Below are 21802 nucleotides of genomic sequence, written 5' to 3' on the forward strand. Positions count from 1 at the left end.
ATTTTTTTGAGCGCTTTTCCATCGATGCCGGCAACTTCGATTTTCACCGGTATTTCCTGATGGAAGGCGAGGCGGGGCTCTATTCGTTGTTCCGGCGATGGGTGCTTCGGAAACCGCACGATCTCAAACGGGAATCGATCACGCTGGCGATGCTGCACCGCGCAGCGCTTGAACGAAAATGGGATGCCGGGCGACTGAGCCGAGCGAGCAGTCGAGCATGGCTGGGGTAGGTGGAAAGTTTGCGGCGATCTGACGTAATCAAACAGCGGGGTATTGGATGTTGTCGATTGATGCCAATGGGATGGTGGTTAGTCCGCACGTTGTGCGGGCCAGAAAAGTTCAGATCGAGCGCGGTGCGATGCAGCGGATTAGCGGGATTATCGTCCATCAAACGGGTGGTCCAACGGCGGCTTCCGCGCTCAATAGCTATCAGACTGCGTCTGCCAACGGCGCGCATTTCTTGATAGAAAAAGATGGAACGATTTACCAGACGGCATCTTTGAAGAAGCAGACTTGGCATGTTGGCCGAATCAAGGCGCGTTGTGTTGCCGAAATGCGTTGCACGCCAGTCGAACTGGAGCAACTTCGCCGTTTTGACCCACGTGGCGAAAACCAGCGGGAGATGCGCAAGGCGGTCCCGGACCGTTACCCTTCCAATACAGACAGCATCGGCGTGGAATTGGTCGGCGAAGCGCTACCGCTCAATGAACCCAACCCCGACCGACGAACCTACGACGCGGCGCCGGAAGCGCAGAATGACTCGCTTCGATGGCTCATCCATGAACTTTCGGTCACGCTGAACGTTCCGATGACAGAGGTTTTTCGCCACCCGACAGTATCGCGGAAGAACCGGACGGAGGCGGCGAGGGTGCAATGGTGATTCGGATCGCAATTCTGATGTGGGCGCTGTTGCTGAGCCACGGTGCGGTTGCGGGCGCGCTGTCCGATAGAGGGGCGCCCCGCGGGGCTGTACCCGTTGTCGGGCCAGGGTCGGTCGAAATCGTGAGGAACGGCGCGTGGTCGGCCGACATCAGCGGGGACGAAACGGCAGACATGTGTCGTACGTTCGTGCTTCAGCCGGCGGATGTCAGCGCGTTTTTCAAGCGTGCGCGCCGTGTAACGGAACGGACGTACGGCCATGATCTGGACGCCGCGAATTGCTATGCCGAAGGCAACGCACGTCTCGCGGAGGGTGGCACGGCGAAATGGCAGATAGACCAGGCAAGACGCGGCTTCATTTCCATGCCCGACGGTCGAACCATCTACCTGTATTGTCCGAAGTGCCGAGCCAACGTGTTCACACCGAATTAGAGAGGTGCTTGTCCCGCAAGCAGGCGATGTTGGCGCTCCGCGAATGCCCGCCAACGCCACTCATTCACCGATTCACTGCCGCGCCGTCCGCGCGTTGTCCGGCATCGGCTGGTTGTAATTCGTGCGGAACGGATTGATGTCGAGCCCGCCGCGCCGCGTGTAGCGCGCATACACCGCGAGCTTCACCGGTTTGCACGCATGCAGGATGTCGAGGAAGATCCGCTCGACGCACTGCTCGTGAAAGCCCGTGTGATTGCGGAACGAGATGATGTAGCGCAGCAGCCCTGCGTGATCGATCTGCGGCCCGACGTAGTGAATCTGCACGCTGCCCCAGTCGGGCTGGCCGGTGACCGGGCAGTTCGAGCGCAGCAGGTCGGACACGAGCGTTTCCTCGACCGGCGCTTCGTCCTCGGCGTCGGCGGCCGACAGCAGCGACGGATCGGGTTCGTACACGTCGGTGTCGAGGTCGAGCCGGTCGAGCGACAGTCCGTCGAGCTCCTCCATCTCGAGCTTGCCGAAATCGTGCGGCGACACCAGCTGCACCGACACGCTCGCGCCGCACGCGGCCGACACGTCGCGCTTCAGCACGTCGCGCACCGCGTCGAGCGAGTCGAATTTCGATTGCGCGAACGAGCCGAGATACAGCTTGAACGACTTCGATTCGACGATGTTCGGCGATTCGGCCGGCACGTAGAACGTCGCGACCGCGAGCTGCGGCTTGCCGCGCGCGTTGAGCCACGACAGTTCGTACGCGTTCCAGATGTCGGTGCCGAAGAACGGCAGCGCCGACGTGATGCCGAGCTGCTCGCGCGCCCCGGCGCGCGGGATCGGGAACAGCAGCGACGCGTCGTACTGCGCTGCGTAGACGGTCGCCTTGCCGAGCGGGGAATGTTCGGGATTCATTGCACGAAGCCTTTACGACAGGAAGAGGCGGTACGCCGGATTGGCGCTCTCCTCGACATACGGATAGCCGAGCGCCGCGAGGAAGCGTTCGAACTCGGCGCGATCGGCCTGCGGCACCTGCAGGCCGACGAGGATCGAGCTGTAGTCCGCGCCCTGGTTGCGGTAGTGGAACAGGCTGATGTTCCAGTCCGGCGCCATCGACGACAGGAACTTCATCAGCGCGCCCGGCCGTTCCGGGAATTCGAAGCGGAACAGGCGCTCTTCGAGCGCGAGCGGCGAGCGGCCGCCCACCATGTAGCGGATATGTTCCTTCGACAGCTCGTCGTGCGTGAGGTCGACGGTCTTGAAGCCGTGCGACTCGAAGTTCGCGGCGATCTCCTCCGACTCGCCGCGCCGCTTGATCTGCACGCCGACGAAGATGTGCGCGGACTGCGCATCGGCGATCCGGTAGTTGAACTCGGTCACGTTGCGATCGCCGACGAGCGAGCAGAAGCGCTTGAAGCTGCCGCGCTCCTCGGGGATCGTGACGGCGAACACGGCTTCGCGCGCCTCGCCGACTTCCGCGCGTTCGGCGACGAAGCGCATCCGGTCGAAGTTCATGTTCGCGCCGGACGTGACCGCGACGAGCGTCTGGTTCTCGATGCCTTCGCGCTCCGCATACTGTTTCGCGCCCGCGACCGCGAGCGCGCCGGACGGCTCGAGCACGCTGCGCGTATCCTGGAATACGTCCTTGATCGCCGCGCACAGCGCGTCGGTGTCGACCGTCAGCACGCCGTCGAGGAATTCGCGGCACAGCCGGAAGGTTTCCTCGCCGACGAGCTTTACCGCCGTGCCGTCCGCGAACAGGCCGACCTCGCTCAGTTCGACGCGCTCGCCCTTCTGCAGCGACTGCGCCATCGCGCACGAATCCTCGGCCTGCACGCCGAACACCTTGATCTCCGGCCGCACCGCCTTGACGTAGGCCGCCACGCCGGACGCGAGCCCGCCGCCGCCGATCGGCACGAAGATCGCGTGAATCGGACCCTGGTGCTGACGCAGGATTTCCATCGCGATCGTGCCCTGGCCGGCGATCACGTACGGATCGTCGAACGGGTGGACGAACGTGAGGTCGCGCTCCGCCTGCACCTTGACCGCGTGCGCGTATGCATCGCTGTACGACTCGCCCGCCTGGATCACCTCGACGCTCGGGCCGCCGTGCGCGCGTACCGCATCGACTTTCACCTGCGGCGTCGTGACCGGCACGACGATCACGGCCTTCACGCCCATCCGGGCCGCCGAGAACGCGACGCCCTGCGCATGATTGCCGGCCGATGCCGTGATCACGCCGCGCGCGAGCGCGTCGGCCGGAATGTGCGCCATCTTGTTGTACGCGCCGCGCAGCTTGAACGAGAACACCGGCTGGTTGTCCTCGCGCTTCAGGTAAACGGGGTTGTGCAGCCGGGCCGACAGGTTGCGGGCAGGTTCGAGTTCCGTCTCGAGCGCGACGTCGTAGACGCGCGCGGTGAGGATTTTCTTCAGGTAATCGTGGGATGCCATGGGCGCTCGCGTGCAGTGCGGAAGCAGACGGTAAAGGATCAATGATAGCGCCAAGGGTCGGTCCGCACGCAAGCGGCATGCCGAGCGCACGGTCGCGGAACCGCGCCGGCGGGCGTGTTGGCCGCATGAGGCGTCCCTTTTTACCGGTTTAACCGCATGGTTACCGACCGGACGGACGGCGAATTCCGGCGCGAAAACGTGCCGAGCCAAGCCCGGCGCGGCTTGCGGCGATAGCCCCACGACCTGTCCGGCGTGTCACGCGTGGCCCGATCATGGGTTAGAATTCCGTTTTGAATCAAGGATCGGAAGATGCAGAGGCACCCTCGGATCGCCCCGTTGAAGCCGACGCCGCGCGCAGCCAGCCCCGCGGCGGAGCGGCATGCGCGCCGCGCGCGATCGTGCTGATGGCTCCGAGTGCCGCCAGGCCCCACCCGTCGGGAACGGTGAGTTCAGTCCCGTTCCGGCCCCATGCGAGTTAGTCGCACGCCTGGCAACAGAACAGATTTCCCCAAGATTGCGCCCACGCGCTTGCCGACGCCCCTGCACGGTGTATCGGCCCTCCGAGTCGTCCGAACATGAACGCACCACAAGTTTTCGATCCGCATGGCGCGGCCGCCGCCGTCGCCGCCGACCCCGCGCCCCGTCTGCGCGAGATTCCCTACAACTACACGTCCTTCTCCGACCGCGAGATCGTGATCCGCCTGCTCGGCGCGGAGGCGTGGTCGGTGCTCGACGAACTGCGCGCCGAACGCCGCACGGGCCGCTCGGCACGGATGCTGTATGAGGTGCTCGGCGATATCTGGGTCGTGCGCCGCAACCCGTACCTGCAGGACGACCTGCTCGACAACCCGAAGCGCCGCGCGCTGCTGATCGAGGCGCTGAACCACCGCCTGACCGAGATCGGCAAGCGCCGCCGCGCCGACCTGACCGCGCACCACGACGACGCGGGCCGCGAACGCGCCGAGCGCGTCGAGATGCTCGAGGCCGCCGCGCAGCGCGCGGTCGACGAGTTCGCCGACGAATTCGACAAGATGGCCGACCTGCGCCGCCGCGCGACCAAGGCGCTCGGCCGCTGCACGCAGAAGGACAACATCCGTTTCGACGGGCTGTCGCGCGTGTCGCACGTGACCGACGCGACCGACTGGCGCGTCGAATACCCGTTCGTCGTGCTGACCCCCGATACCGAAGCCGAGATCGCGGGCCTGATCAAGGCCTGCTTCGAGCTTGGCCTGACTGTGATCCCGCGTGGCGGCGGCACCGGCTACACGGGCGGCGCGGTGCCGCTCACGCCGTTCTCCGCGGTGATCAACACCGAGAAGCTCGAACAGCTCGGCGCGGTCGAGCTGACCGAACTGCCGGGCGTCGCGCACAAGGTGCCGACGATCTTCTCCGGCGCGGGCGTCGTCACGCGTCGCGTGACGGAAGCGGCGGAGGCGGCCGGCTACGTGTTCGCGGTCGACCCGACCTCGCTCGACGCATCGTGCATCGGCGGCAACGTCGCGATGAACGCCGGCGGCAAGAAGGCCGTGCTGTGGGGCACCGCGCTCGACAACCTGGCCTGGTGGCGGATGGTCGACCCGGACGGCAACTGGCTCGAAGTCACGCGCCACGAGCACAACCAGGGCAAGATCCACGACATCGCGGTCGCGCGGTTCGAGCTGAAGTGGTTCGACGGCGCGTACGCGCCGGGCGAGAAGCTGCTGAAGACCGAGATGCTCGAGATCGAAGGCCGCCGGTTCCGCAAGGAAGGCCTCGGCAAGGACGTGACCGACAAGTTCCTCGCCGGCCTGCCGGGCGTGCAGAAGGAAGGCTGCGACGGGCTGATCACGTCCGCGCGCTGGGTGCTGCACAAGATGCCCGCGCACACGCGCACCGTCTGTCTCGAATTCTTCGGCCAGGCGCGCGAGGCGATCCCGAGCATCGTCGAGATCAAGGACTACCTGTTCGAAACGTCGAAGCAGGGCGGCGCGATCCTCGCGGGCCTCGAGCACCTCGACGAGCGCTACCTGCGCGCGGTCGGCTACGCGACCAAGAGCAAGCGCAACGCATTCCCCAAGATGGTGCTGATCGGCGACATCGTCGGCGATGACGCCGACGCGGTCGCGCACGCGACGTCCGAAGTGATCCGGATGGCGAACGGCAAGAGCGGCGAAGGCTTCGTCGCGATCAGCGCGGAGGCGCGCAAGCGCTTCTGGCTCGACCGCAGCCGCACGGCCGCGATCGCGAAGCACACCAACGCGTTCAAGATCAACGAAGACGTCGTGATCCCGCTGAACCGGATGGGCGAGTACACCGACGGCATCGAGCGGATCAACATCGAGCTGTCGCTGAAGAACAAGCTGCAGCTGGTCGACGCGCTGGAGGCGTTCTTCCGCGCCGGCAACCTGCCGCTCGGCAAGACCGACGACGCGAACGAGATCCCGAGCGCCGAGCTGCTCGAGGATCGCGTGCAGCAGGCGCTGGAGCTGCTCAAGCGCGTGCGCGCACGCTGGGAATTCGTGCGCGACCGGCTCGACCAGCCGCTGCGCGAGGCGCAGCACTACCTCGTGCAGCTCGGCTACGAGGCGCTTGCCGAGAAGTTCGCCGATCGCGCGGACGAGCAGCCGGGCGCGACCGTATTCCACGTCACGCAGGACCGCACGGTGCGCATCTCGTGGAAGCAGGAGATTCGCGCGGAGCTGCGCGCGATCTTCAACGGCGGCGCGTTCAAGCAGATCCTCGACGAAGCGCAGGCGATCCACAAGCAGGTGCTGCGCGGTCGCGTGTTCGTCGCGCTGCACATGCATGCGGGCGACGGCAACGTCCACACCAACATCCCGGTCAACTCCGACAACTACGAGATGCTGCAGGACGCGCACGCGTCGGTCGCACGCATCATGACGCTGGCGCGCTCGCTCGACGGCGTGATCTCCGGCGAACACGGGATCGGCATCACGAAGCTCGAGTTCCTGACCGACGACGAGATCGCCGAATTCCGCGCGTACAAGCAGCGCGTCGACCCGAACGGCCGCTTCAACAAGGGCAAGCTGCTCGACGGCGCCGACCTGCGCAACGCGTACACGCCGAGCTTCGGGCTGATGGGCTACGAGTCGCTGATCATGCAGCAGTCCGACATCGGCGCGATCGCCGATTCGGTGAAGGACTGCCTGCGCTGCGGCAAGTGCAAGCCGGTGTGCGCGACCCACGTGCCGCGCGCGAACCTGCTGTACAGCCCGCGCAACAAGATCCTCGCGACCTCGCTGCTGGTCGAGGCGTTCCTGTACGAGGAGCAGACGCGCCGCGGCGTGTCGATCAAGCACTGGGACGAGTTCAACGACGTGGCCGACCACTGCACGGTGTGCCACAAGTGCGCGACGCCGTGCCCGGTGAAGATCGACTTCGGCGACGTCACGATGAACATGCGCAACCTGTTGCGCAAGATGGGCAAGAAGAAGTTCAACGCCGGCAACGCGGCGGGCATGTTCTTCCTGAACGCGACCAATCCGCAGACGATCAACGCCGCGCGCGGCGTGATGATGGGCGTCGGCTACAAGGTGCAGCGCTTCGCGAACGACATGCTGAAGAAGGTCGTGACGAAGCAGACGCAGCACCCGCCGGCGACGGTCGGCAAGCCGCCCGTGGTCGAGCAGGTGATCCACTTCGTCAACAAGAAGATGCCGGGCAACCTGCCGAAGAAGACGGCGCGCGCGCTGCTCGACATCGAGGACAACAAGATCGTGCCGATCATCCGCAACCCGAAGTCGACGACCGTCGATTCGGAAGCGGTGTTCTACTTCCCCGGCTGCGGCTCGGAGCGCCTGTTCTCGCAGGTCGGCCTCGCGACGCAGGCGATGCTGTGGGAAGCGGGCGTGCAGACCGTGCTGCCGCCGGGCTACCTGTGCTGCGGTTATCCGCAGCGCGGCTCGGGCCAGTACGACAAGGCCGAGAAGATCGTCACCGACAACCGCGTGCTGTTCCACCGGGTCGCGAACACGCTGAACTACCTCGACATCAAGACGGTGGTCGTGTCGTGCGGCACCTGCTACGACCAGCTCGCAGGCTACGAATTCGACAAGATCTTCCCGGGCTGCCGGATCATCGACATCCACGAGTTCCTGCTCGAGAAGGGGATGAAGCTCGACGGCGTGACGGGCACGCGCTACATGTATCACGACCCGTGCCACACGCCGATCAAGACGATGGACCCGGTGAAGCTCGTCAACGAGCTGATGGGCGCGGAGAAGGACGGCTACAAGATCGAGAAGAACGAGCGCTGCTGCGGTGAGTCGGGCACGCTGGCGGTCACGCGTCCGGACATCTCGACGCAGGTCCGCTTCCGCAAGGAAGAGGAAATCCGCAAGGGCGCCGCGAAGCTGCGCAGCATCCCGGTCGTGGCCGGCAACGCGCCGGCGCCGGCCGCCGCGAGCGCGAACGGCCCGGACGTGAAGATCCTGACGAGCTGCCCGTCGTGCCTGCAGGGCCTGTCGCGCTACAACGAGGATGCGAACCTCGAGGCCGACTACATCGTGGTCGAGATCGCGCGCCAGGTGCTCGGCGAGAACTGGATGGCCGACTATGTCGCACACGCGAACAATGGCGGGATCGAGCGCGTGCTGGTCTAATGCGGGCATGACGACCGCCCGGGCGGGCCAGGAATGAGCGGGCGCCGGCGCAGATGCGCCGGCGCCCGTCCACATGGGAGCGACGATGGAATGCGTGTTTTGCCGTGAAGACGGCGGCGAGGTGCTCTGGCAGGACGATGCGCTGCGCGTCGTGCTCGCGACGGGCGAGCACGATTACCCTGGCTTCTGCCGGGTGATCTGGGGCACGCACGTGGCCGAGTTTTCCGATCTCGGCGAGCCCGAGCGGGCACATCTGATGCGCGTGGTGTACGCGGTGGAGCGCGCCGTGCGCCGCGTGATGCAGCCGAACAAGGTGAATCTCGCGAGCCTCGGCAACATGGTGCCGCACGTGCACTGGCACGTGATCCCGCGCTTCTCCAACGACGCCCATTTTCCGCAGCCCGTGTGGGCGCCGCGCCAGCGCAGCGTGTCCGAGGCGCTGCTGCGCACGCGCGCGGCGCAGGCCTCGCTGCTGCACAATGCGGTGCGCGAGGAAATTCAACGCATGACCGATTCGAGGCAGCCATGAGCGGTTTGACTTCCACGACGCCGATTCCGTCCGGCGTCGTCGTGCACGCGGTGTCGCGCGTGCTCGAATTGCAGTACCCGAACGGCGAAAATTACCGGATTCCGTTCGAGCTGATGCGCGTCTATTCGCCGTCGGCCGAGGTGCGCGGCCACGGGCCGGGTCAGGAGACGCTGCAGACCGGCAAGCGCGAGGTGACGATCACCGCGCTCGAGGGCGTGGGCAACTACGCGCTGCAGCCGACGTTCTCGGACGGTCATTCGACCGGCATCTACTCGTGGGATCTGCTGTACGAACTGGCGACGCAGCAGGACGCGCTGTGGCGCGACTATTTCGACAAACTGCAGGCGGCGGGCGTCGAGCGTGACGCGCCGATGCCGGCGGCCCCCGCGCCGCACGGCCACTGCCACTGAAATCGACGGCGCCCGCTCGGCGCCGTCTTGCCATTTACTGAGGATCAACGCGATGAGCAAAACCCACTTCGGCTTCGAAAGCGTCGAGGAAACCGAAAAAGCGAAGAAAGTGGCGGGCGTGTTCCATTCGGTCGCGAGCAACTACGATCTGATGAACGACCTGATGTCGGCCGGCATGCACCGCGCGTGGAAGGCGTTCACGATCGCGCAGGCGAACGTGCGCCCCGGCTTCAAGGTGCTCGACATCGCGGCCGGCACCGGCGACCTGACCAAGGCGTTCGCGAAGGCGGCCGGGCCGACCGGCGAAGTCTGGCACACCGACATCAACGAATCGATGCTGCGCGTGGGCCGCGACCGGCTGCTCGACAAGGGCATCGTGACGCCGTCGCTGCTGTGCGACGCCGAGAAAATCCCCTTTCCGGACAACTACTTCGATGTGGTCACGGTCGCGTTCGGGCTGCGCAACATGACGCACAAGGATGCGGCGCTGGCCGAGATGCGCCGCGTCGCGAAGCCGGGCGGCCGCGTGATGGTGCTGGAATTCTCGAAAGTCTGGGATCCGCTGAAAAAAGCGTACGATCTGTATTCTTTCAAAGTATTACCGTGGCTTGGCGACAAGTTCGCGAAAGATGCTGAAAGTTATCGGTATCTTGCTGAATCTATCCGGATGCACCCCGATCAGGACACGCTGAAGACGATGATGGAACAAGCGGGCCTCGACGCCGTCAAATATTACAATTTGTCAGGTGGCGTGGTAGCTTTACACCTAGGAACCAAGTACTAAGGGGTTCTTCCCATACATTCGCCTTACATCTGGAGAAGCTGATGTCCGAATCGCGTTCGTTGTTCAACCGTAGCAAGCCGTCGAAGCCGTGGGCTCGACGGGTCGGCGCGCTGCTGATGGTCGGCCTGCTCACGGCCGGCACGTTCGCATCGCTCGACGCCGAAGCCAGGCGTATGGGCGGCGGGCGCAGCATCGGCCGCCAGAGTTCCACCGTCACGCAGCGCCAGGCCACGCCGCCCGCGCAGCAGCCGATGCAGCAGGCCGCGCCGGCGCAGGCGCAGCGCGCGAACCCGGCCGCACCGGCACCGGCCGCGCAGCCGAACCGCTCGCGCTGGCTCGGGCCGATCGCCGGCCTCGCGGCCGGCCTCGGCATCGCGGCGCTGCTGTCGCACTTCGGCCTCGGCGGCGCGTTCGCGAGCATGATGGCGAACGTCATCGTGATCGCGCTGCTGGCGATGGTCGGCATCTGGCTGATCCGCAAGTTCATGAACCGTCGCCGCCCGCAGGAACCGGCGTACTCGGTGGGCGGCTCGGCCTCGTCGTCGGGCGGCTACTCGCAGAGCCCGTCGTTCCAGCAAGGCAGCACCGGCGGCAACTATGCCGGCAGCGGCAGCAGCTATGCGAACGAAGCGCAGGGCGTGTTCGGCGGCGGCGCAGCGGCCGCGGGCGCGGCGGGCGCGATGGCGGCCGCACCGCTGCAGGTGCCGGCCGGCTTCGACACCGAAGCGTTCCTGCGCAGCGCGAAGGTCTACTTCGTGCGCCTGCAGGCGGCGTGGGACCAGGGCAACCTGGCCGACATCCGCGAGTTCACGACGCCGGAAATGTTCGCCGAGATCAAGATCGACCTCGATTCGCGCGGCAACGAGGCGAACCAGACCGATGTCGTGCAGCTCGACGCGGAACTGGTCGCGATCGAGGATCGCGGCATCGAGCAGTCGGCGAGCGTGCGTTTCCACGGGCTGATCCGCGAATCGGTGAATGCGTCGGCGGCGCCGTTCGACGAGGTGTGGAACCTGTCGAAGTCGGGCAGCCAGGGCTGGCTGCTCGCGGGTATCCAGCAGATCAACACGCACTGAGCGTGACCGGCGGCCGGCTTGCCGGCTGGCCGGGCGACGGCCGCCGCACTGCGACCGCTTGCCGCCCGGGTGTGCGGTTGGCCGCGGGCTGCCGACGATCCGACGTTACAATAGAAACCCGCGTGGGCGCCCGGCCTGCGCGGGTTTTTTCTTTCCCAGCCCGATGACCTTTGCCGCCAAGCCTTTTGCTGCTGCTGTCAATCACCTGCTCGCGCGCGAATCGTGGGCGCGCGATCGCCTGATCCCCTACGCGGGCAAGACCGCCCGGCTCGACGTGCCGCCCGTCACGCTCACGCTGCTCGTGCAGCCCGACGGCTACCTGTCCGCGGTGGAAGCGCACGATGCGCAACACGTCGACGTGTCGATCGCGCTCGCGGGCGACACGGTCGCCGCATTCCTGCAGGGCGGCCAGGCGGCCGTGATGAAGCACGTGAAGATCGAGGGCGACGCCGAGTTCGCGACCCAGATCGCGAAGCTGGCCGAGCACCTGCGCTGGGAACCTGAGGAAGATCTCGCGAAGCTGGTCGGCGACGCGGCGGCGTACCGGATCGCGACGGTCGTGCGCGACGCCGGCGCGCGCGCGCGCCGCACCGGCCGCAACGTGCTCGATTCCGTCGCCGAGTACTTGCTCGACGAGAATCCGCAAGTCGTCCGACGCACGGTGCTCGGCGGCTTCGACGCCGAACTGGCGCGGGCGCGCGATGCGCTCGCGCGGGTCGAAAAGCGGGTCGAGCGACTCGAACAAAAAATCGGCGCGCGCACGGGCTCCGGCCCGCGCGGCGCGCACTGAGGGCCGCAGGGCATGCGCATTTTCCGTTTCATCAAGATTGTCTACACCGTCATCCGCTTTGGCCTCGACGAAGTGATGCTGTCCCGGATCGACGACCGGCGCGTGAAGCTGCTGCTGCGGATCACGACGATCGGCCGCCGCTTTTCCGATCCGCCCGCCGTGCGGCTGCGTCACGCGCTCGAAAGCCTCGGTCCGATCTTCGTGAAGTTCGGCCAGGTGCTGTCGACGCGCCGTGACCTGCTGTCGGTCGATTTCGCGAACGAACTCGCGAAGCTGCAGGACCAGGTGCCGCCGTTCGATTCCGCGGTGGCGATCGCGATCATCGAGAAGTCGCTCGGCGCGCCGGTCGACGAGCTGTTCGACGAATTCGAGCGCGAGCCGGTCGCGAGCGCGTCGATCGCGCAGGTGCACTTCGCGAAGCTGAAGCAGGGCGTGCACGCGGGCAAGGCCGTCGCCGTCAAGGTGCTGCGCCCGAACATGCTGCCGGTGATCGATTCCGACCTCGCGCTGATGCGCGACATCGCGACGTGGACGGAACGCATGTGGGCCGACGGCCGGCGCCTGAAGCCGCGCGAAGTCGTCGCCGAATTCGACAAGTACCTGCACGACGAGCTCGACCTGATGCGCGAGGCCGCGAACGGCAGCCAGCTGCGCCGCAACTTCGCGGGCCTCGACCTGCTGCTCGTGCCCGAGATGTTCTGGGATTTCTCGACGTCGCAGGTGCTCGTGATGGAGCGCATGACCGGCGTGCCGATCAGCCAGGTCGAGACGCTGCGCGCGGCCGGCGTCGACATCAAGAAGCTCGCGCGCGAAGGCGTCGAGATCTTCTTCACGCAGGTGTTCCGCGACGGTTTCTTTCACGCGGACATGCACCCGGGCAACATCCAGGTGAGCCTCGATCCGAACACGTTCGGCCGCTATATCGCGCTCGATTTCGGGATCGTCGGCGCGTTGTCCGATTTCGACAAGAACTACCTCGCGCAGAACTTCCTCGCGTTCTTCAAGCGCGATTACCACCGCGTCGCGACGCTGCACCTCGAATCGGGCTGGGTGCCGCCGGAGACGCGCGTCGAGGAGCTCGAAAGCGCGATCCGCGCGGTGTGCGAGCCGTATTTCGACCGCGCGCTGAAGGACATCTCGCTCGGCCAGGTGCTGATGCGCCTGTTCTCGACGTCGCGCCGCTTCAACGTCGAGATCCAGCCGCAGCTCGTGCTGCTGCAGAAGACGATGCTGAATGTCGAGGGGCTCGGCCGTTCGCTCGATCCCGAACTCGACCTGTGGAAGACCGCGAAGCCGTATCTCGAGCGCTGGATGACCGAGCAGATCGGCCTGCGCGGCTGGTACGAGCGCTTCAAGGTCGAGGCGCCGCAGTGGAGCAAGACGCTGCCGCAACTGCCGCGGCTGATCCACCACGCGATGGCGGCGCGCCACGATGCGCCGCGCGCGGCGAGCGAGGACCTGATGCGCCAGATCCTCATCGAGCAGAAACGGACCAACCGGCTGATGCAGGCATTGCTGATCTTCGGTCTTGCCGTCGGCGTCGGGGCGCTCGTCGCGCGCGTGCTGCTTGCGCTCGCGTACGGCGCGTGACCGAAGGGGCCGGAGCGATGTCCGAACCGAAACAACCGTCCGCGCCGAGCGCCGCCGATTTCGCGACGCGCGACCCCGGCAATGCCGCGTTCTGGGACGAGCGTTTCGCACGCGGCGTGACGCCGTGGGAATTCGGCGGCGTGCCGGACGGGTTTCGCGCGTTTGCGCAGCGGCACGAGCCGTGCGCGGTGCTGATCCCCGGCTGCGGCAGTGCGCAGGAGGCCGGCTGGCTCGCGCAGGCCGGCTGGCCCGTGCGCGCGATCGATTTCGCCGCGCAGGCGGTGGCGGCCGCGAAGGCGCAGCTCGGCGCGCACGCGGACGTCGTCGAACAGGCCGATTTCTTCACGTACCGGCCGCCGTTCGACGTGCAGTGGGTGTACGAGCGCGCGTTCCTGTGCGCGCTGCCGCCGAGCCTGCGCGCCCGTTACGCGACGCGGATGGCCGAACTGCTGCCCGCCGGTGCGCTGCTGGCCGGGTATTTCTTCGTGACGAAGAAACCGAAGGGGCCGCCGTTCGGCATCGAGCGGGCCGAACTGGATGCGCTGCTCGCGCCGCACTTCGAGCTGATCGAGGATCTGCCGGTGACCGATTCGCTGGCCGTGTTCGACGGAAACGAGCGCTGGCTCACATGGCGCCGTCGCTGAAGCCCGCGCGTCGCGGCCGTTGCCGGAGTGCGCCGGGGTTTCGGATATAATTCAAGGTTTTGCAAGCCGTTTCCAGTTTCTGCGGGAAAAATATCATGCCGATCTACGCCTATCGATGCGAAGCGTGCGGTTTCGCGAAGGACGTGCTCCAGAAGATGAGCGACGCGCCGCTGTCGCAGTGCCCCGAATGCGGGAAGGATGCTTTTCGCAAGCAGGTTACCGCCGCCGGCTTCCAGCTGAAGGGCTCCGGCTGGTATGTCACCGATTTCCGCGGTGGCTCGGGCGGCACCAGCGCGCCGGCGACGGCGTCCGGCGACACGGGCACGGCAGCACCGGCCGCCGCGGCGCCGGCGGCAGCCGCGCCCGCTGCGTCGGGTTCCGAAAGTACGACGACGAGCGCCGCGCCGGCCCCGGCCGCAGCGCCCGCCGCCGGCAGTTGACCGTCGCGGCCCGGCCGGGTCGCGACCAACCCGCGCTTCCGGCGCGGTTCATTGACGGCAGATGATGAAAAAGACGACCCTGAAAACGGTGTTTCTGACCGGCCTGCTGGTTCTCGTCCCGCTCGCGATCACGCTGTGGGTGCTCGGCCTCATCATCGGTACGATGGATCAGACGCTGCTGCTCCTGCCCGAATCGTGGCAGCCGGAGCGGATGCTCGGCTTCCATCTGCCGGGGATCGGCGCGGTGCTGACGCTCGCGTTCATCTTCGTCGTCGGGCTGGCCACGCAGAACTTCATCGGCCAGAAGCTCGTCACGTGGTGGAACGCGGTCGTGCGTCACATCCCGGTCGTCGGGCCGATCTACACGAGCGTCAAGCAGGTGTCGGACACGCTGCTGTCGAGCAGCGGCAATGCGTTCCGCAAGGCGCTCCTGATCGAATACCCGCGCCGCGGCTCGTATACGATCGCGTTTCTGACCGGCGCGCCCGGCGGCGACGTGGTCAACCATCTGACGGAAGAGTACGTGAGCGTGTACGTGCCCACGACGCCGAACCCGACGTCGGGCTTCTTCCTGATGCTGCCGAAGAGCGAAGTCATCGAACTCGACATGTCGGTCGATGCCGCGCTCAAGTACATCGTCTCGATGGGCGTCGTGGCGCCTTCGGCGCCGGCTCCGGCGCCCGCCCGCCGTCCCGTCGAGCCGCCGCTGTAAGTAAAGAATCATCGCCCGGGCCGCGCGTTGCGGCGCCCGTTGATCAAACCGAACGAAAGCAAACATCATGTCGATGCGTACTGAATACTGCGGTCTCGTGACCGAACACCTGCTGGGCCAAACCGTGTCGCTGTGCGGCTGGGTGCAGCGCCGCCGCGATCACGGCGGTGTGATCTTCATCGACCTGCGCGATCGTGAAGGCCTCGTGCAGGTGGTGTGCGACCCCGATCGCGCGGAAATGTTCGCGACCGCCGAAGGCGTGCGCAACGAGTTCTGCGTGCAGATCAAGGGTCTCGTGCGCAACCGTCCGGAAGGCACGGTCAACGCCGGCCTGAAGAGCGGCAAGATCGAAGTGCTGTGTCATGAGCTGATCGTGCTGAACGCGTCGGTCACGCCGCCGTTCCAGCTCGACGACGACAACCTGTCGGAAACGACGCGCCTCACGCACCGCGTGCTTGACCTGCGCCGTCCGCAGATGCAGCACAACCTGCGCCTGCGCTACCGTGTCGCAATCGAAGCGCGCAAGTACCTCGACGAGCAGGGCTTCATCGACATCGAAACGCCGATGCTGACAAAGAGCACGCCGGAAGGCGCGCGCGACTACCTCGTGCCGTCGCGCGTGAACGCGGGCCAGTTCTTCGCGCTGCCGCAGTCGCCGCAGCTGTTCAAGCAGCTGCTGATGGTCGCGAACTTCGACCGTTACTACCAGATCACCAAGTGCTTCCGCGACGAGGACCTCCGCGCCGATCGTCAGCCGGAATTCACGCAGATCGACTGCGAGACGTCGTTCCTCGGCGAGCAGGAAATTCGTGACCTGTTCGAAGACATGATCCGTCACATCTTCAAGACGACGATCGACGTCGAACTCGACGCGAAATTCCCGGTGATGCCGTACTCGGAAGCGATGGCGCGTTTCGGTTCGGACAAGCCGGACCTGCGCGTGCAGCTCGAATTCACCGAGCTGACCGACGCGATGAAGGACGTCGACTTCAAGGTGTTCAGCACGCCGGCCAACGCGAAGGACGGCCGTGTCGCGGCGCTGCGCGTTCCGAAGGGCGGCGAGCTGTCGCGCGGCGACATCGACGGCTACACGGAATTCGTGCGCATCTACGGCGCGAAGGGCCTCGCGTGGATCAAGGTCAACGAGAAGGCGAAGGGCCGCGACGGCCTGCAAAGCCCGATCGTCAAGAACCTGCACGACGCCTCGATCGCGGCGATCCTCGAGCGCACCGGCGCTGAAGACGGCGACATCATCTTCTTCGCGGCCGACCGCGCGAAGGTCGTCAACGACAGCCTCGGCGCGCTGCGCCTGAAGATCGGCCATTCGGAATTCGGCAAGGCGAACGGTCTCGTCCAGGCCGGCTGGAAGCCGCTGTGGGTCGTCGACTTCCCGATGTTCGAATACGACGACGAAGACGCGCGCTACGTCGCGGCACACCACCCGTTCACCAGCCCGAAGGACGAACACCTCGAGTACCTCGAGACCGACCCGGGCCGTTGCCTCGCGAAGGCCTACGACATGGTGCTGAACGGCTGGGAAATCGGCGGCGGCTCGGTGCGTATCCACCGCGAGGAAGTGCAGAGCAAGGTGTTCCGCGCGCTGAAGATCGGCGCGGAAGAAGCGCAACTGAAGTTCGGCTTCCTGCTCGACGCGCTGCAGTACGGCGCGCCGCCGCACGGCGGTATCGCGTTCGGTCTCGACCGCATCGTCACGATGATGGCCGGTGCCGACTCGATCCGCGACGTGATCGCGTTCCCGAAGACGCAGCGTGCGCAGGATCTGCTCACGCAGGCGCCGAGCCCGGTCGACGAGCGTCAGCTGCGCGAACTGCACATCCGTCTGCGTCAGCCGGAACAGCCGAAGGCGTAACGCTTGTCAACGATCGTGTGCGCGGCGACGCGCGCACGACGCCCAACGAAGAAGGCGCCTGGTGCGCCTTTTTCGTTTTTTGCGGTACAGTCGCAGCACTTGCCGCACGTTCGGGCACAGGCCCGACGCACGGCCCTGTGCCGCATGAAACCAAGATGACGAAGCCGCCGAAAATCCCCGAATCCGTTCTCGTCGTGATCTACACGCCCGAACTCGACGTGCTGGTGATCAAGCGTGCCGACCAGCCCGATTTCTGGCAATCGGTGACCGGGTCGAAGGACGCGCCCGACGAGCCGCTCGCGCTCACGGCCGCACGCGAAGTCGCCGAGGAAACCGGCATCGCGGTCGGGTCGCACGACGTGCCGGCCACCGCGCTGGTCGACTGGCACCACCGGATCGAATACGCGATCTATCCGCAATACCTGCATCGCTATGCGCCGGGCGTCACGCGCAACGTCGAGCACTGGTTCGGCCTGTGCGTGCCGCATCGCGTCGACGTGACGCTGTCGCCGCGCGAGCACGTCGACTACGCGTGGCTGCCGTTCCGCGAAGCGGCCGCGCGCTGCTTCTCGCCGTCGAATGCCGAAGCGATCCTGCAATTGCCCGTGCGCGTGTCGCTCGCGCGGGCACCGCACGGCTCGTCCGCATGAATGCGGAAACCCGCAAGCGCTTCGCGCAATTGCGGCAGATGTTCCTGCAGGAGCGCGGCTCCGCGTCGCGGCTCGCGTTCACGGCCGGCAACACGGTACGGCTCTGCGAGACCGGCAACGAATTCTTCCTCGCGCTGATCGAACGGATCGATGCGGCGCGCGAGCAGGTGATGCTCGAAACCTACATCTTCTGCGACGATGCGGCCGGCCGGCCGGTGTCGGACGCGCTGATCCGCGCCGCGCAGCGCGGCGTGCGCGTGCGCGTGATCACCGACGGCATCGGCACCGCGCGCCTGCCGCTGTTCGACACGTGGGCCGACGCCGGCATCGAGCACTGTATTTACAACCGCTACCTGTTCGGCCGCTTCGGCTTCTCGCGCACGCACCGCAAGCTCGCGGTGATCGATCATGCGGTCGCGTTCTGCGGCGGCATCAACATCGTAGACGACTTCACGCAGGGCAGCGCGACGCTGCCGTTTCCGCGCTGGGATTTCGCGGTCGAGATGGCGGGGCCGGCGGTGTCGGACGTGCGCGCCGCGTTCGAGCTGCAGTGGCACCGGATCCAGTTCGGCCACAAGCCGTACGCTCAGTACGCGGCGGGGCTGCACGGCGGCGAGGCGTTTCCGGACATGTTCCGGCGCTGGATGCGCAGCCACCGCTGGATCAAGGCCGGTGCGCTGCGGGTCGTGACCGAGCCGAGCGTCGCGTTCGTCGCGCGCGACAACGTCGTCAACCGCCGCGCGATCGAAAAGGCCTATCTCGCCGCGATCGGCCAGGCGCGCCAGCGGATCCTGCTCGCGAATCCGTACTTCATGCCGGGCCGCAAGCTGCGCCGCGCGCTGACCGGCGCGGCACGTCGCGGCGTCGACGTGCGGATCCTGATCGGCCGCAAGGAATTCGCGGCGCTCGATACGGCCGTGCCGTTCCTGTATCACGCGCTGCTGCGCGCGGGCGTGCGCGTGGCGGAATACGACAAGACGATGCTGCACGGCAAGGTGGCCGTGATCGACGACAACTGGGCGACCGTCGGCTCGTCGAACCTGGACGCGCTGAGCCTGATGCTGAACAATGAGGCGAACGTCGTGCTGGTGCGCTACGATGCGGTCACGAACCAGCTGCGCGACGCGATCGCGGCCGCCTTCTCCGAAGGCCGCGAAATCGATGCCACCCGGTACGCCGCACGGCCGCGCATCGAGCGTATGCTGAGCTGGCTCGCATACAACACGTACCGCCTCGTGATGAAGGCGCTGACGGTCGGCGGTTACGACTGACACGGATTCAGCATTCGCTTCATCAATCTGTCCGCACGTTCGTGCGGAAAAGCCGCTCCGGCCCCGCCGGAATCGCGCAAAATAGCGGCTCGGTTAGACACCGGTTTCTAATAATTTCCTTGTTTTCGCGAGCGGCCGCACTCAATAATAGTACGGCCGTTCGATTTTATTCGAACCCCCGAACGGTTACAGAAATAGCTATGCGAAAAGGCGAACAGACGCGTGCCGCGATACTCGAAGCTGCTTTGGACCTCGCCAGCCGTGACGGGCTGGAGGGGCTGACGATCGGCCTGCTGGCCGAGCGCATGCAGATGAGCAAGAGCGGTGTGTTCGCGCACTTCGGATCGCGCGAGGACCTGCAGGTCGAGGTCGTCCGCGAGTATCACCATCGTTTCGAGAACGAGGTGTTCTTTCCGAGCCTGCGCGAGCCGCGAGGCTTGCCGCGCCTTCGGGCGATGCTGGCCCGCTGGACGGAGAAGCGCATCCAGGAGGTGACGACCGGATGCATCTACATCAGCGGTGCGGTCGAGTACGACGACCGGCCTGACAGCCCCGTGCGCGAGCAGTTGATCGCGAGCGTGACGGCCTGGCGTGCCGCGATGCTGCGTGCCATTTCGCAGGCGAAGGAAGAAGGCCATCTGCGTGCGGATACCGATCCGGACCTGATGCTCTTCGAGCTGTACAGCTTCACGCTCGGCCTGCATCACGACGCACGATTCCTGCATTCGCCGGATGCCGTGCGCCTCACGTGGGCCGCGCTGGAAAAGACGATCGTTTCGTATCAGAGCGAGAGCCGTTAGCGGCGCGTGATCCGCCCGCCAGGAGCTCGAGCCGTTTGCCCACCTTTGGAGAGAGTCATGGGACAGTACGCCGCGCCGCTGCGCGACATGCAATTCGTGTTGCACGAGCTTCTGAATGTCGAGGCCGAGGTCAAGCAAATGCCGCGGCATGCGGACCTCGACGCCGACACGATCAACCAGGTCCTCGAGGAGGCGGGCAAGTTCTGCTCCGAGGTACTGTTCCCGCTGAACCAGGTCGGCGACCGCGAAGGCTGCACGTATGAAGGCGACGGCGTCGTGAAGACCCCGACCGGCTTCAAGGAAGCGTATCGGCAGTACGTCGAGGCCGGCTGGCCGGCGCTCGGCTGCGATCCGGACTACGGCGGCCAGGGCCTGCCCGCGTTCGTGAACAACGCGCTCTACGAAATGCTGAACTCGGCGAACCAGGCATGGACGATGTATCCGGGCCTGTCGCACGGCGCGTACGAATGCCTGCACGCGCACGGCGCGCCGGAGCTCCAGAAACAGTATCTGCCGAAGCTCGTGTCGGGCGAATGGACGGGCACGATGTGCCTGACCGAGCCGCACTGCGGCACCGACCTCGGCATCCTGCGCACCAAGGCCGAACCGAACGGCGACGGCTCGTACTCGATCAGCGGCACGAAGATCTTCATCTCGAGCGGCGAGCACGACATGTCGAAGAACATCGTCCACCTCGTGCTCGCGCGCCTGCCGGACGCGCCGCAAGGCACGAAGGGGATCTCGCTGTTCATCGTGCCGAAGTTCATTCCGGACGCCGCGGGCGAGCCGGGCGAGCGCAACGGCATCAAGTGCGGCTCGATCGAACACAAGATGGGCATCCACGGCAACTCGACGTGCGTGATGAACCTCGACAACGCGAAGGGCTGGATGGTCGGCGAGCCGAACAAGGGCTTGAACGCAATGTTCGTGATGATGAACGCCGCGCGTCTGGGCGTCGGCATGCAGGGCCTCGGCCTCACGGAAGTCGCGTACCAGAACTCGCTGACGTACGCGAAGGAGCGCCTGCAGATGCGCTCGCTGACGGGCCCGAAGGCACCGGACAAGCCGGCCGACCCGATCATCGTGCACCCGGACGTGCGCCGCATGCTGCTCACGCAGAAGGCCTACGCGGAAGGCGCGCGCGCGTTCACGTACTGGTCCGCGCTGCAGATCGACAAGGAGCTGTCGCACGGTGACGAAGCGGTGCGCAAGGAAGCGGCCGACCTCGTCGCGCTGCTCACGCCGATCATCAAGGCGTTCCTGACCGACAACGCGTTCGAGTCGACCAACCACGCGATGCAGATCTACGGCGGCCACGGCTTCATCTCCGAGTGGGGCATGGAGCAGTACGTGCGCGACGCGCGGATCAACATGATCTACGAAGGCACGAACTCGATCCAGTCGCTCGACCTGCTGGGCCGCAAGGTGCTCGGCGACATGGGCGCGAAGCTGAAGAAGTTCGGCAAGCTCGTCACCGAATTCGCGGAAGCCGAAGGCGTGAAGCCGGAGATGGCCGAGTTCATCAACCCGCTCGCCGACATCGGCGACAAGGTGCAGAAGCTGACGATGGAAATCGGCATGAAGGCGATGCAGAACCCGGACGAAGTCGGCGCCGCCGCCGTGCCGTACCTGCGCACCGTCGGCCACCTGGTGTTCTCGTACTTCTGGGCGCGCATGGCGCGTCTCGCGCTCGACAAGGAAGCGTCGGGCGACCCGTTCTACAAGTCGAAGCTCGCGACGGCCCGCTTCTATTTCGCGCGTCTGCTGCCTGAAACGGCCGCGACGATCCGCGCCGCGCGCGCCGGTTCGAAGACGCTGATGGAAGTCGACGAATCGCTGTTCTGACGCGAGTCCGGGCGGTGCGCGCCGCGCACTGCCCGAACCC

General features: G+C 66.0%; 19 protein-coding genes and 2 pseudogenes. 18 read left to right on the forward strand and 3 right to left on the reverse strand.

The window, feature by feature from the left end; genetic code table 11:
• The 3 genes and pseudogenes from U4Z64_RS13520 to U4Z64_RS13530 form a co-directional block, all read left to right on the forward strand.
• Nucleotides 1-230 (forward strand): annotated as a pseudogene (locus U4Z64_RS13520) (DUF1493 family protein); the annotation flags it as partial.
• A gap of 47 nt (nucleotides 231-277) precedes the next feature.
• On the forward strand, nucleotides 278-880 hold the full coding sequence (locus tag U4Z64_RS13525; RefSeq protein WP_321820236.1) for a peptidoglycan recognition family protein: 603 nt from the start codon (nucleotides 278-280) through the stop codon (nucleotides 878-880).
• A complete protein-coding gene (locus U4Z64_RS13530) occupies nucleotides 874-1311 on the forward strand; it encodes a hypothetical protein (RefSeq protein WP_321820237.1) in 438 nt (145 codons plus the stop codon). Before U4Z64_RS13525 ends, U4Z64_RS13530 begins: the two co-directional genes overlap by 7 nt.
• A 72-nt stretch (nucleotides 1312-1383) precedes the next feature.
• Here U4Z64_RS13530 and queF read toward each other — a convergent pair whose 3' ends face one another.
• The 3 genes and pseudogenes from queF to U4Z64_RS37620 form a co-directional block, all read right to left on the reverse strand.
• Nucleotides 1384-2214, reverse strand: coding sequence for an NADPH-dependent 7-cyano-7-deazaguanine reductase QueF (gene queF / locus U4Z64_RS13535; protein ID WP_044848604.1), 831 nt, complete (start codon nucleotides 2212-2214; stop codon nucleotides 1384-1386).
• Nucleotides 2215-2226: 12 nt separating this feature from the next.
• A complete protein-coding gene (gene ilvA / locus U4Z64_RS13540; RefSeq protein WP_044848605.1) occupies nucleotides 2227-3750 on the reverse strand; it encodes a threonine ammonia-lyase, biosynthetic in 1524 nt (507 codons plus the stop codon).
• A gap of 140 nt (nucleotides 3751-3890) precedes the next feature.
• A pseudogene (locus U4Z64_RS37620) lies at nucleotides 3891-4340 on the reverse strand (hypothetical protein).
• Between U4Z64_RS37620 and U4Z64_RS13545 the strand changes: the two are divergent.
• The 15 genes from U4Z64_RS13545 (at nucleotide 4326) to U4Z64_RS13615 (ending at nucleotide 21762) form a co-directional block, all read left to right on the forward strand.
• A complete protein-coding gene (locus U4Z64_RS13545) occupies nucleotides 4326-8351 on the forward strand; it encodes a DUF3683 domain-containing protein (RefSeq protein ID WP_321820238.1) in 4026 nt (1341 codons plus the stop codon). The pseudogene U4Z64_RS37620 and the gene U4Z64_RS13545 overlap by 15 nt on opposite strands.
• A gap of 85 nt (nucleotides 8352-8436) precedes the next feature.
• On the forward strand, nucleotides 8437-8880 hold the full coding sequence (locus U4Z64_RS13550) for an HIT family protein (protein WP_044846840.1): 444 nt from the start codon (nucleotides 8437-8439) through the stop codon (nucleotides 8878-8880).
• A complete protein-coding gene (locus U4Z64_RS13555) occupies nucleotides 8877-9290 on the forward strand; it encodes a gamma-butyrobetaine hydroxylase-like domain-containing protein (protein ID WP_124488601.1) in 414 nt (137 codons plus the stop codon). Before U4Z64_RS13550 ends, U4Z64_RS13555 begins: the two co-directional genes overlap by 4 nt.
• Nucleotides 9291-9342: 52 nt before the next feature.
• A complete protein-coding gene (ubiE, locus tag U4Z64_RS13560; RefSeq protein WP_044846838.1) occupies nucleotides 9343-10074 on the forward strand; it encodes a bifunctional demethylmenaquinone methyltransferase/2-methoxy-6-polyprenyl-1,4-benzoquinol methylase UbiE in 732 nt (243 codons plus the stop codon).
• 41 nt (nucleotides 10075-10115) lie between these two features.
• Nucleotides 10116-11150: a Tim44 domain-containing protein gene (locus tag U4Z64_RS13565; protein ID WP_321820239.1), complete on the forward strand. Its 1035-nt coding sequence runs from the start codon at nucleotides 10116-10118 to the stop codon at nucleotides 11148-11150.
• Nucleotides 11151-11313: 163 nt separating this feature from the next.
• Nucleotides 11314-11940 (forward strand): SCP2 domain-containing protein, encoded by a 627-nt coding sequence (locus U4Z64_RS13570; RefSeq protein WP_044846836.1) that lies wholly within the window; start codon nucleotides 11314-11316, stop codon nucleotides 11938-11940.
• A 12-nt stretch (nucleotides 11941-11952) separates the two neighbouring features.
• The gene (gene ubiB / locus U4Z64_RS13575) at nucleotides 11953-13530 is read left to right on the forward strand and encodes a ubiquinone biosynthesis regulatory protein kinase UbiB (protein WP_044846835.1); all 1578 of its coding nucleotides are present in this window, start codon (nucleotides 11953-11955) and stop codon (nucleotides 13528-13530) included.
• A 17-nt stretch (nucleotides 13531-13547) separates the two neighbouring features.
• Nucleotides 13548-14174 carry an SAM-dependent methyltransferase gene (locus U4Z64_RS13580; protein ID WP_321820240.1) on the forward strand — a complete coding sequence of 209 codons (627 nt, stop codon included), beginning with the start codon at nucleotides 13548-13550 and terminating at the stop codon, nucleotides 14172-14174.
• A 95-nt stretch (nucleotides 14175-14269) separates the two neighbouring features.
• Complete coding sequence (locus U4Z64_RS13585; RefSeq protein ID WP_044846833.1) at nucleotides 14270-14614, forward strand: FmdB family zinc ribbon protein; 345 nt, start codon at nucleotides 14270-14272, stop codon at nucleotides 14612-14614.
• Between the two features lie 61 nt (nucleotides 14615-14675).
• The gene (locus tag U4Z64_RS13590; protein WP_027785397.1) at nucleotides 14676-15326 is read left to right on the forward strand and encodes a DUF502 domain-containing protein; all 651 of its coding nucleotides are present in this window, start codon (nucleotides 14676-14678) and stop codon (nucleotides 15324-15326) included.
• Between the two features lie 67 nt (nucleotides 15327-15393).
• Complete coding sequence (aspS, locus tag U4Z64_RS13595) at nucleotides 15394-17196, forward strand: aspartate--tRNA ligase (protein ID WP_044846832.1); 1803 nt, start codon at nucleotides 15394-15396, stop codon at nucleotides 17194-17196.
• 155 nt (nucleotides 17197-17351) lie between these two features.
• Nucleotides 17352-17846: a dihydroneopterin triphosphate diphosphatase gene (gene nudB, locus U4Z64_RS13600; protein ID WP_044846843.1), complete on the forward strand. Its 495-nt coding sequence runs from the start codon at nucleotides 17352-17354 to the stop codon at nucleotides 17844-17846.
• Nucleotides 17843-19117 (forward strand): cardiolipin synthase ClsB, encoded by a 1275-nt coding sequence (gene clsB / locus U4Z64_RS13605; RefSeq protein ID WP_321820241.1) that lies wholly within the window; start codon nucleotides 17843-17845, stop codon nucleotides 19115-19117. The genes nudB and clsB overlap by 4 nt, the downstream gene beginning before the upstream one ends.
• Before the next feature lie 200 nt (nucleotides 19118-19317).
• Nucleotides 19318-19917, forward strand: a complete 600-nt coding sequence (locus U4Z64_RS13610) for a TetR/AcrR family transcriptional regulator (RefSeq protein WP_006751498.1) — start codon at nucleotides 19318-19320, stop codon at nucleotides 19915-19917.
• Nucleotides 19918-19974: 57 nt separating this feature from the next.
• A complete protein-coding gene (locus tag U4Z64_RS13615) occupies nucleotides 19975-21762 on the forward strand; it encodes an acyl-CoA dehydrogenase C-terminal domain-containing protein (RefSeq protein WP_044846830.1) in 1788 nt (595 codons plus the stop codon).
• The last annotated feature ends 40 nt before the right edge of the window (nucleotides 21763-21802 follow it).

The sequence above is a fragment of the Burkholderia sp. BCC1996 genome (genome assembly GCF_905339955.1).
GTDB lineage: Bacteria > Pseudomonadota > Gammaproteobacteria > Burkholderiales > Burkholderiaceae > Burkholderia.